The organism is Raineya orbicola (assembly GCF_002843425.1).
Classification (GTDB): Bacteria; Bacteroidota; Bacteroidia; order Cytophagales; family Thermonemataceae; genus Raineya; species Raineya orbicola.
Window position 1 is genome coordinate 1 of the sequence record NZ_NKXO01000059.1, and the last position, 11,963, is coordinate 11,963.

Genomic DNA, 11,963 nt, shown 5'->3' on the forward strand with positions numbered 1-11,963 from the left:
GTCAATTTGTGGTCTGGAATTATTGCCTACAAATTCCTAGATAAAAAGCCCACTATTAGAGATTTTCAAGAAAAAAATCTACTTACAAATTTTGAACTTTTTCAAGATATTGCCGCTTAACTCACGTGTGTAATCTTTTGTTTTGAATCTGCACGAAGTAACTTCGCCAAATTTACTTGCGGGCTCTGCTTGAAAGCCACTACCCACTACCAAAAACTCGCTCAATATCAGCCAGCGTCAGAGGGCATTGATTGTTTTGAGCAATTGAGTTGTAACTCCACAAAAGAGTAATCGCAACGAAAAATGTTTTTTTCATAAATTTTTGGATAAAGTTAGTTTTAAGGAATATATGAAACTTCCACAGGCACGGCATTTTTCTTTGCACCAAGAGCTTCAAAAACGTTTTTAGAAACCTTGATAAGCACTTTATTATTGCCTGCACTGGGTAATTTGCCAACAATTCTAACAAAAACGCTTTCACCATTGGCTTCGTTTTTGATAGCAACAATTGTACCAATAGGGGCTTCACGATGCAAACCTGTGTAATTGCCTGCTTTTTCATCTTCCATCATTACTGCCATACCTTTTTCAATAATCTTACTATACCCACTGATAGTAATGGTTTGGCGGGTAATTTCAGGCATTTCGGCTTCGTTAAGTTCTGTTTTATTTTCGCTATTTTCTTTGACTTCCTGCGAAGGGTTTTTATCTACTTTGGCTTCCAATTTTTCTTTTTTATAGCCCGAAGGATAAATTTCAAGTTTTTGTCCTATCTGCAAACGGCTATCTTGGCTGAGGTTATTCCACTCTAAAAGCTCAGTAAGTTTGACTTTGTACTTTTTGGCAATAGTGTAAGGCGATTCGTCTTCTTGTACTACGTGCATTTGCACTTGTGTTTTATTTTCTTTAACTTCTGTTTTTTCAAGTTTCTCGTTTTTCTCTTTGGCTTCTATTTTTTCTTGAGGCTTTACTTCTTTGTTTTCTGGTGTAGGAGCCGAAACCCAGAGTTCTTGTCCTAACTTGATTTCATTATTTTCTAATTTATTCCACGCTTGCAAATCTTTTACCGAAACATTGTATTTGCGGGCGATGCTGTAAAGAGTTTCTTTGCTTTCTACGGTATGTTTGAGCGACTTATTTTCAGTATTATTCTTTTCTTTGGGAGCAGTAAGCACTGCTTGGCTTTCAAAAGCTTTGTAAGGAATACGCAGAATATCACCAATTCGCAAATTTTTGGCTTGTGGATTTTCTTTGATAATTTCATCGGCAGTGGTTTTGTAGCGGCGAGCCAGCCCAAAAAGCGTTTCTTTCGCTTCTACTTTGTGTATAATCCAAGCCTTTTTCTTGTTTTTATCAATTTCCAACCGAAGTGAGTCCAAAGGGATAGCATAAAGGGTTTGAATTAGACTAAAAGCAATCAAAAAAAACACTGATGTAAGTTTCATAACAAAATTTTTTAGGAATGACGATTGAATTTTTGGATAGAAACGCAAATTTTGCCTAAATATCTGTATTTTGCCCGAATTACGCAAATTTTTTTATCAATTTTGAAATTGCTTTTTACAAAATAAAATTGTAGCTTTGTGAATATTTTTTGAAAAAGTAGGTGTATGAGCAAGCAACTCAAATCTTTTGAGTTTGAGCAATTAGCTCAAGAGCATTTTTTTTATCCACAGGAGCAACTTGCCGAAGTTGAAAAACAAGAACATACTTTTACTATTGGTATCCCAAAGGAAAGTTATGCGTTTGAAAATCGTATTCCACTCACCCCCGAAGGTGTTGCGGTATTAGTTGCCAATGGACACGAGGTAGTGATAGAAAGTGGAGCAGGTGAAAACGCTCATTTTTATGATAGAGAGTACGGTGAGGCTGGTGCTAAAATTGAATACAATAGAGAAAAGGTATATGCTTCGGAAGTGGTTTTGAAAGTAGAAACGCCTACTTTAGAGGAATTGGAAATGATAAAGCCGGGCAAAACGCTTATTTCTACGCTGCCAATGGCAAAAATTTCCAAAGAATTTATCCAAGAACTTAATAAAAAACGCATTACAGGTATTGCTTATGAGTATATTCAAGATAAATCGGGGGGTATGCCCGTAGTGAGAGCTATGAGCGAAATTGCAGGTAGTACCGTAATGCTGATAGCTTCAGAATATTTAAGTTCGGTGCATAAGGGCAGGGGAGTGCTTTTGGGGGGTATTACAGGAGTTCCTCCTACGAAGGTTGTTATCATTGGGGCAGGTACCGTGGCGGAATATGCGGCACGTACCGCTTTGGGTTTGGGAGCAGAAATTAAAATTTTTGACAATCACCTTTACAAGTTACGTAGGCTCAAATATACATTGGGGCATCAGGTTTATACTTCTACGCTTAATCCGTATATTTTGGCAGAGGCTTTGAGCCGTACTGATGTAGCGATTGGAGCTTTGCGTCCCGAAGAAGGTCGTCCTCAGTGCGTAGTTACGGAGGAAATGGTAGCTCAAATGAAGCCCAATTCAGTAATTATTGATGTTACCATAGACCAAGGCGGTTGTTTTGAAACTTCCGAAATAGCTACTCATCAGAACCCTGTATTCAAAAAACACGGTGTTATTCATTATTGTGTGCCGAATATTGCTTCACGAGTGGCTCATACGTCCAGCATTGCATTGAGCAATATTTTTGTACCTTTACTGCTTAAATCTGCTTCGGCAGGTGGTTTTGAAAAGATGATGCTTGCCAACAAATGGGCTACCAAGGGCGTATATGCGTACAGGGGGAAAATCACCAATGCCGCCGTAGGTAGAAAGTTGGAAATGCCTTTTAACGATATTGCCTTACTTTTGGCTGGCTTCTGATATTTTTAATTTGAATAAAACTCGTATTCGTTTGAATTATTTTCGCACAAAATAAAACCCAACAAGTTATGTTTTCCAAAGATGAATTCCGAAAATTTGCTACCAAGCATCTGAATATCAATAGTTTAGTTTTTGATGATTATGTTGATACTGTAACCAACCTTACCCCCAATATCATTGAAGAACGCCGTATGAATGCCATTGCAATGGACGTATTCTCGCGTCTGATGATGGATAGAATTATTTTTTTAGGCGTTCCGATTGATGATTATGTGGCTAATATTGTAGTGGCTCAGTTGCTTTTCTTGGAATCGGTTGATGCCAAAAAAGACGTTTTGCTTTATATCAATAGCCCTGGTGGTTCGGTTTATGCGGGCTTGGGTATCTACGATACTATGCAGTACGTTAGACCTGATGTCGCTACCATTTGCACAGGACTTGCGGCTTCTATGGGGGCAGTACTGCTTTCGGGTGGCTCAAAAGGAAAAAGAACGGCACTTAAACATTCTCGCATTATGATTCACCAGCCCTTGGGGGGAGCAGGTGGTAAGGCTTCCGATATAGAAATCAGTGCAAGACATATCCTTGAACTGCGTGATGAATTGTATGAAATTCTTTCGGTGCATACAGGCAAATCCGTAGAACAAATTGCCAAAGATTCAGATAGAGATTATTGGATGAAAGCCGAAGAAGCCCTTGAATATGGCTTGATTGATGAGGTTTTGGTGAGAAAATAATATTTTTGTTTAGGGGCTTCGCCGAAGGCGAAGCCCCTAAACACCCCCAAAGAACTAAAAAGCAAATTTTTTCGTTTTCAAAAGAAAAATACGCAATGCCTCGTTTTTTTCTTTCTATAACAACCGCTTGTATATTAGGTGCTTTTCTTTTAGCACAGACGGGCATTGCTGTTTTCAAACATTCTTGCAAATTGAAAGGTGAAAAAACATTTATTTTCGCCAAGCCTGAAAATATCTGTTGTAATTTTCATCAAAATATCCCTTCAAATGATGTTTGTCATACTTTACAAAATACGGCTTGTTGTATAGAGAGTGCTAAATTTTACAAGTTAAGTGCTGATTTTTCTATAAATTTTGCCTTTGCCTTTGATTGTTTAGCTCATAAGCCTTTGCTTTTTACTTTTGAAGCCATTTTTCTTGCTTATCCTTCTGAAAAATCACTTTTAACATTTCAGTTTGCTAATCCGCCGCCAAAGCGGTTCGGAAAAAACCTTCTTCAATTTACTTGTATTTATCTAATATAGCTCCAGTGCGTTTCAGCAAAGCGTTTGCAAGCAGAATTGCAAAGCAAATTTTTCTTTTCTCAACATTCACCCTTAAAAATGCTAATTTTTATGAAACGCACTACTATTATTTTGCTGTATTTGCTCGGACAAGTACAAGCACAACATATACAAGGAATTGTACAAAATACCCAAAAACAGCCCATTGTTGGAGCTAATATTTTTTGGCTTGGAACAAGCAAAGGCACTACCTCTGACGAAAATGGCAAATTCCATTTGGAAAAACTTTCAGAAAACAATCGTTTAGTAATCGCGGCAGTGGGTTTTTTGAGTGATACACTCACTATTGAAAAACAGGACTTTGTAAGCATTACGCTCAAAGAAGAGGAGCAAAATATTCAAGCAGTAGAGGTAAAAGCGGAAAGCCATTTTGTAGATAAGGAAAGTCCAATGCTCAACGAAGTGCTTACTCGTAAAGAACTCACTAAAGCTGCTTGTTGCAATCTTTCAGAAAGTTTTGAAACTAACGCTTCGGTAGATGTGAGCTATCCTGATGCGGTTACAGGTTCAAAACAAATTCGTATGCTGGGACTTGACGGCACTTATGTACTCATCAATGCCGAAAACCTGCCTTTTTTGCGTGGATTGGCAAGTACTTATGGTTTGAATTTTGTACCTGGTACTTGGATTCAAAGCATTGATTTGATTAAAGGAGCAGGTAGTGTCTTGAATGGATATGAATCAATGACAGGGCAAATCAATGTGGAATTGCTTAAACCTGATATGAAAGAAAAAGCTATCTTGAATGCTTATCTCAACCACTTTGGCAGAATAGAAGGTAATGCCGTGATGCGATATAAACTTGCCCATCAGTGGCAAGGTAGTGTTTTGGCACACGCCAGTACATTACAAAGACACATTGATACTAATCAAGATGGATTTTTGGATTTGCCACTCTTTACACAATACAATGTTATCAATCGTTTTAAGAAACAAACTGAACGTTGGAGTGGGCAATTTGGAATAAAAATGCTTTATGATAATCGGAGGGGCGGTCAAAGCAGTTTTTGGGGTAAAAATCCTTTACCTACTGCCTACGGCACCCAAACACGCACTCAAAGAGCTGAATTTTTTGCTAAAAATGCCATTCTTTACCCCAAAGAGCCCTATAAAGGTTTAGGTTGGATTTCATCAGCTATTTGGCACAATCAAGAAGGTTTTTTGGGTAAAAATCTTTACACAGGAACACAAAAAACACTCTACAATCAAATTATCTACAACAACATTATTAGCAATACCCAACACAACTACAAAACAGGTATTACACACACCATTGATGACTACCAAGAAAGTTTCAAAGATTCCATATTTACCCGCCGAGAGCATATTTTAGGTGTTTTTGCTGAATATACTTACAACTATCTTAAAAAATTTACGCTTGTAGTGGGCAATCGCTTGGATAAACACAACCTGTTTGGTTGGATTTACACGCCTCGCTTGCATTTCAGATATGAGTTTGCCCCAAACACTATTGCAAGACTTTCGGCGGGTAGAGGTTTCCGTGTTCCTAATCCCATTGCCGAAAATTGGGGTTTCTTGGTAAATAATCGCTCTATTTTTGCCGAAAATAACTTAAAACCCGAAATTTCGTGGAACTATGGCATTAGCTTACAAAAATCTTGGAAATGGGGAATGGGCAAAAAAATTGATTGGACTACGGACTTTTTCCAAACAATTTTTCAAAACCAGTTGGTGGTAGATATGGATAGAAACGCTACGGAACTCCATTTTACCAATTTGCAAGGCAAATCCTTTGCTCGTAGCTTTCAAACGGAGCTGGCTATGCGACTTTTGGCAGGTTTGGAAACCAAAGTTGCTTACAAATATTACGATGTACAAACTACACTTGCAGGCAGTTTGCAAGAGCGTCCGTATGTGAGTAGGCATCGCTTTTTTGTAAATGCTTCGTATGAAACACGTCGTAGCGGTTTGCAGTTTGATGCAACCCTCAAATGGCAAGGCAGACAGCGTTTGCCTGTTTCGCACAACCCTTTGGAAACTGGCGAAACGCAATATTCGCCTGCTTTTGGTTTGCTTAATGCACAAATTACAAAAAAGTGGAATACTTGGGAGTGGTACGTAGGAGGCGAAAATCTTTTAGGTTTTGTACAAGAAAACCCAATAATTTCTGCTGATAATCCCCAAAGCCCACATTTTGATGCTACGATGGTCTGGGGACCTATCTTCGGACAGATGATTTATACAGGTTTGAGAGTACATTTGAGCGGTTCTACCCAAAATCAGTAATTTTTCTAATGAAAATCATTTGCGAAAATCAAAGTATTTTACTTAATTTACAGAAAACTAAAAACTTACTCGTATGAAGCCCAAAATTGTTGTTCCTACCGATTTTTCAGAAAGTTCGCTTAAAGGTTTAGACTTTGCTGTTCAACTGGCTAAAAAAGTTGGGGCAAAAATTATGTTACACCATATCATAGAGGGTTTTCAGGATACCCGTATGTATGGAAATGCTCAGCCTTCGCCCGAAGAGAAAATGATGATGAACCTAATGGATATTGCCGCTCATAAAAAAATGGCAGAAATCGTTGCCCCTTACCAAGATTCAGGTGTAGAAATAGAAATGACCGTTGATGTAGGTACGGTATATGCGAGCATAGAAGAAAAAATTGCAGGTGATGACGTGGATTTGATTGTAGTGGGTACGCGTGGGCATAGTAAGCTGGATAAAAAACACTTGGGGAGCAATTCGTACAAAATTATTCGCAATAGCAAGCACCCTGTTATTGTTGTAGAAGGAGATATAAAACTTGAAAATATCAAGCAAATTGTTTTTGCGTCTGAGTTTGGTGAAGAACCCGAAAGAGTAATCCGCGAGTTGAACGATTGGCAAGAAATTACGGGGGCAAAAGTAACATTACTAAAAGTCAATCACCCTAATTTTACAATGAGCCACAAGGATATTGAAGAATCTTTGAAGGATTTTGCAATTCATAAGCATATCAAAAATTATGAAATAGCTATTTATACGGATATAGACCCTGCCCACGGTATTATTCATTTTGCAGAAAAAGAAGGGGCAGGGCTTATCTTTGTAGGAACAGATTTTTACAGAGGTTTGTGGGAGCGTTTATGGCATCGCCGTACCCAAGTTGCCGAGGAAGTGGCTACCCATACAGGCATACCTGTACTTTCGTATCAGCCGAATTAGCGATTTTTTCAGAATTGCCATTAAAATTTCTAAACTCACAAATTTTCGGATTTGTGAGTTTTTTATTTTAGTTTAAATTCTTTATCTTTGCCCGCCAAAATGAAAAATAAGTTTTACATATTGCTGGGTACTTTTTTGCTTTTGTTCTTATGGCTAATAGGAACAAATGCTAATCTACTTTTTTTGCAGAAAAAAAATCAGGCTACCGAAAAGCAAGAAAAACCTTTTAAGGAGCAAATTTCTGCCTATGAGGTAAAAGCTACCTTTTCGGGTTTTTCTGTGACAGGTTTGCAAACCAATTATTTTCTACTTTTTGAGGTTTCTTTTGCTGTTCTTGAAACTGAAATCTGCTCATTTTCTCGTCCCATTTTTCGGATAGCTTTTTTTGAAAAAATCTTTGAGCATCTGATAGCCCCACAAGCCCCTTAATCAAAAATTGAAAGGTTTTCAAAAGGCTGTAAGCTTGAAAATCTGAATTCCCGCTTTGTATTTTTTCTTTTATTTTATTCGTTTCACTAAAAATTTAAAGATATGAAAAATCGTTCAGCCATTATTTTTCTGACAATTATTATTGCTATTTTGTGTGTTTATTCGCTTTCTTTCACGTGGGTAGGCTATCGCGTACGCGAAGATGCCGAAAAACAAGCCACCAAAGGCAATAACATTGACTATGCCAAAAAACAAGAAATTTTGCGTAACAAATCTTACGAAACCGTATATGATATTGGCATAGCTAAATATGATTACAATAGCGTCAAAAAACGCGAACTCGGTTTAGGTCTGGATTTGCGTGGAGGTATGCAATTTACTTTGCAGGTTTCTCACACCGAATTGCTAAAAATTCTTGCGGGCAGAAGAGCCAAAGAAGTTACTTTCCAAAAAGCTCTTGCCAAAGCACAAGAAAAACAAAAAAGTAGCTCAATCCCTTTTGTGAGGCTTTTTGCTGAAGCTGTTGAGGAAGTTGCCCCTGGCACACAACTGGCTCGTTTTTTTGTAAGTTCTACCAACAACGAAATTACCTTACAATCTTCCAATAGTGATGTAATTGCATATTTGGAAAAGAAAACAGAGGAAAGTGTTGATTTAGCCTTCCGTATTATTCAAGACCGTATTGATAAAACAGGACTTGCCAACCCAAGCATTTCCAAAGTACCTGCTTCGGGACGTATTCAGATAGAACTGCCCGGTGTAGATGACCCTGAACGTACTGAAAAACTACTCAAAAGTCAGGCGAAATTAGAATTTTGGCAGGTGTATGATCAAGTCGCTTTGCAAGGTGGTGTAGAAAAACTTATTGATTACACCAACAACCTTGAAAAAGCAAATAAATCTGATAAAAAGGAAGCTAAAAAAGACGATAATCCTTTCTTGAAAAAAGATACTATCCAAAAAGACGAAAATCCTTTCATCAAGAAAGACACTGCTACTGCTAAAACAGATACTGCAAGCAAGAAAATAGAAACCAAAGATACAGCCAAAAATAATAAAAAAGATACCAGCAAAGCCACCAAAGATACCGCCAAGAAAAAAGATGAAAAACAAGACCGCTTTGCCGCTTTCAGTAAATTATTTACTCCCTTTGGCAACAATTTGTACGTAAAATTGGAAGATACTGCCAAAGTAAATAAAATATTCAATGCCCCCGAAGTAAAAAATGCCTTTCCTGCTGATATGGTAATGATGTGGGGAGCTAAGGCTGAGCAAGACGAATTACTTGCCAATGGACAAAAAAATCCTGTAAAAGGACAATTGCCTATTTATTTCTTGAAAGCAAATGTAGATGGGGAAGCTCTTTTAAGTGGTGATGTGGTAGAAAATGCTTTCCCTGACTATGACCCTCAAAAAGGTTATGGGGTAACAATGATTATGAATATCAAAGGGGCTCAGGAATGGGCAAGAATCACCAAAGAGAATATCGGTAAGCAAATTGCCATAGTGCTTGATAGAGGGGTGTATTCGGCTCCTGTGGTACAATCCGAAATTACAGGCGGAAATTCCTCCATTACAGGAAATTTCACATTAGAAGAGGCACAAGATTTGGCTACTATTCTCAAATCGGGCAAGTTGCCTATTCCTACCGAAGTCGTAGAACGTGGTATCGTGGGACCTTCGCTTGGAAAAGAGTCTATCAATCAAGGTTTAATTTCTACGCTTGTAGCTTTGGCAGTGGTGTTTTTGTTTATTTACGTGTATTACAACGTAGCAGGTCTGATAGTTTGGATAGCCTTAATTGCTAATATTTTCTTTACACTCGGCGTGATGGCATCTTTTGGTACAATCCTAACGCTATCAGGTATTGCGGGTTTTGTACTTTCAGTGGCAATGTCCATTGATGCCAACGTACTTATCAATGAGCGTATCCGAGAGGAACTGCAACAAGGCAAAGCCTTTGCCGAAGCTGTCAGAATTGGTTATACCAAAGCGTATAGTTCTATTTTGGACTCCAACATTACCACCTTCATTATTGGCGTGATTTTGTATATGTTCAGTGAGGCGAGTTTGGTACGCGGTTTTGCTATTACGCTGATGATAGGTATCTGTACTTCACTTTTCAGTGCTATTTTCATCACTCGTTTGCTAACTGAAAGCTTGGTTATTGCCCGTGGCAAAACACTTTCGTTCAAATCTGCCTTTTTCAATAGTATTTTCCCTAAAACCAACTTCAATTTTGTAGCTATCCGTAAAAAAGCCTACTTGTTTTCGGCAAGTATTGTTTTGGTAGGTTTGATTTTAGCCATTGTACAAGGCGGATTTACTTTTGGTGTAGATTTTACAGGCGGACGCTCTTATGTGGTGGCTTTCAACAAAACGCTTCCTGTGAGTGAGGTACGTGAGGCTCTTACCAAAGTATTTCAGACCAGCACCGAAGTAAAAACTTACAATACCAGCAACCAGCTCAAAATCACGACCAGCTATCTTGCCAATGAGGCGGGGGCAGATGAAAAAGTAGAAGCTAAACTCAAAGAAGGACTTGCCAAGTTTCAAGAGGCAAAGCCCGAAATAGTGAGCTTTACGAAAGTAGATTCTGCGGTGGCTGATGATATTTTGGCAACAGCTCGTTTTGCGGTAATTTTATCTCTGATAGTGATGTTTTTGTATATTTTTGTACGTTTCCGTTATTGGCAGTATGGTTTGGCGGCTTTGGTATCACTTGCTCACAATGTACTCATTGTGCTTGCTTTTGTGCCTATTGCTAAACTTTTAGGCTTAAATCTTGAAATTGACCAAATCTTTATTGCTTCGGTGCTTACCGTGATAGGTTATTCTATCAACGATACCGTGGTTGTATTTGACCGTATCCGTGAGTTTGCTCGCCAAAGCATAGAAGGAAAAGATTTTGCCTTACAGCTTAATAGTGCTATCAACGACACTTTGAGCCGTACCGTAGTTACAGGTATTACCACGATTGTAACCACGTTGATACTCTTGTTCTTTGCAGGTGAGGTATTACGAGGCTTTTCGTATTCAATGTTTATAGGTATTGTATTTGGTACGTATTCGTCTATTTTCATTGCCGCTCCTGCGGTGCTTGACTTTGCTCGCCGCAAAGGTATAGAAGAAGCCCAACGCGAAGCCGAAAAACAAGCGGCACTGCAGGCAGAACAAAATAAACAAGCATAAAATTGAATAGTTTCCTCTAAAAATCTGTAAGGTCTTTCTGCCTTACAGATTTTTTTTGAAAAAAATACGTAGATAATCTAAAACAACTAATGTTCCTAAAAAAATATAGTGTTAATTCTTTAAACCTATAAAAAATTTGCAATTGTTCGCTAAAAAAGCAATTATAATTTACTTGAATAATTATCTATTACCAATCTAAATCCTTTTCTAACATTTGAACTATCTCTGTAAATAACTTTTCCTTTAAGGTAATATTCGTAATAAGGGGTACAAGGTAGAGGGGTGTCAAAGCATCTATCATCATTCGTGATTATGTTTATACCATTTTGTGTTTCATAATTGGCTTTTTCAGTATGGGGTAAATTGCTGATAAAAGCAGTTCTTAAATCATTAAAAGTAATTTCAAACTTGAATATGAGCAGAAATACAATAAGAATTGCATATTTCAAGAAAATTGAATAAATTTTCAAGTATTGAGCAAAAAATGTTATTCCAATTACAAATATTCCAGATAAATACACAAATGAAAACCTATAATCAGGAGCATTTAATAGCCCTAATAATACTCCTATGCTGCATATTAAGTAAATGATAATCAATAAAGTATATCTTTGAAAAGATTTCTTACAAACTATTAAAAGTAAAAAGATGAGCTCAAAAAGCCAAATCAGTGAAAAAAGCAGATAAAAAGATTTGATAAAATTAGTTTGTCTGTTAAACCAAAACTCTAAAAGAGAATAAAAATCTTTATTAGTTGTATTCGTTCCAGTATAAGCAAAAAGTTTGATGTCTTGAACTATATTCTGACAAATAATTTTAGGTACTGCCCAATCTACAAATGGAATATTTAGGAATTTAATAGGGAATATAATATAGCCTGATAAAATGATGTTAGAGATAATCCAAGGACAATATGACCGCCAAGTTATGAATTAGTGGATATTGACGGCGTTTAATTTAACAAAATTAAGAAAGATTTCATCATTAAGAAAATCCTTATTGTTTTTTTGTGAGGTATAAAAAAAATACTTATAGC

At 37.3% G+C, this 11,963-nt stretch carries 9 protein-coding genes; 7 read left to right on the forward strand and 2 right to left on the reverse strand.

From position 1 onward, the window contains the following. Positions 1–338 precede the first annotated feature (338 nt). Positions 339–1,445, reverse strand: coding sequence for a LysM peptidoglycan-binding domain-containing protein (locus Rain11_RS12945; protein ID WP_101359795.1), 1,107 nt, complete (start codon positions 1,443–1,445; stop codon positions 339–341). Positions 1,446–1,610: 165 nt separating this feature from the next. On the opposite strand from Rain11_RS12945, the gene Rain11_RS12950 reads away from it, so the two are divergent. The 7 genes from Rain11_RS12950 (at position 1,611) to secDF (ending at position 10,927) form a co-directional block, all read left to right on the forward strand. Then, the gene (locus tag Rain11_RS12950; RefSeq protein WP_101359796.1) at positions 1,611–2,837 is read left to right on the forward strand and encodes an alanine dehydrogenase; all 1,227 of its coding nucleotides are present in this window, start codon (positions 1,611–1,613) and stop codon (positions 2,835–2,837) included. 68 nt (positions 2,838–2,905) lie between these two features. Further along, a complete protein-coding gene (locus Rain11_RS12955) occupies positions 2,906–3,574 on the forward strand; it encodes a ClpP family protease (RefSeq protein WP_101359797.1) in 669 nt (222 codons plus the stop codon). A 5-nt stretch (positions 3,575–3,579) separates the two neighbouring features. Then, entirely contained in the window at positions 3,580–4,098 is a 519-nt protein-coding gene (locus Rain11_RS12960; RefSeq protein WP_101359798.1) for a hypothetical protein, read from the forward strand. 90 nt (positions 4,099–4,188) lie between these two features. Then, the gene (locus tag Rain11_RS12965) at positions 4,189–6,384 is read left to right on the forward strand and encodes a TonB-dependent receptor (protein ID WP_101359803.1); all 2,196 of its coding nucleotides are present in this window, start codon (positions 4,189–4,191) and stop codon (positions 6,382–6,384) included. Positions 6,385–6,457: 73 nt separating this feature from the next. After that, positions 6,458–7,306 carry a universal stress protein gene (locus Rain11_RS12970; RefSeq protein WP_101359799.1) on the forward strand — a complete coding sequence of 283 codons (849 nt, stop codon included), beginning with the start codon at positions 6,458–6,460 and terminating at the stop codon, positions 7,304–7,306. Positions 7,307–7,405: 99 nt separating this feature from the next. After that, complete coding sequence (locus Rain11_RS12975) at positions 7,406–7,735, forward strand: hypothetical protein (RefSeq protein WP_101359800.1); 330 nt, start codon at positions 7,406–7,408, stop codon at positions 7,733–7,735. Positions 7,736–7,837: 102 nt separating this feature from the next. Beyond that, the gene (gene secDF / locus Rain11_RS12980; protein WP_101359801.1) at positions 7,838–10,927 is read left to right on the forward strand and encodes a protein translocase subunit SecDF; all 3,090 of its coding nucleotides are present in this window, start codon (positions 7,838–7,840) and stop codon (positions 10,925–10,927) included. A gap of 161 nt (positions 10,928–11,088) precedes the next feature. On the opposite strand, the gene Rain11_RS12985 is transcribed toward secDF, so the two are convergent. Then, positions 11,089–11,376 carry a hypothetical protein gene (locus Rain11_RS12985; RefSeq protein WP_101359802.1) on the reverse strand — a complete coding sequence of 96 codons (288 nt, stop codon included), beginning with the start codon at positions 11,374–11,376 and terminating at the stop codon, positions 11,089–11,091. Positions 11,377–11,963 lie beyond the last annotated feature (587 nt).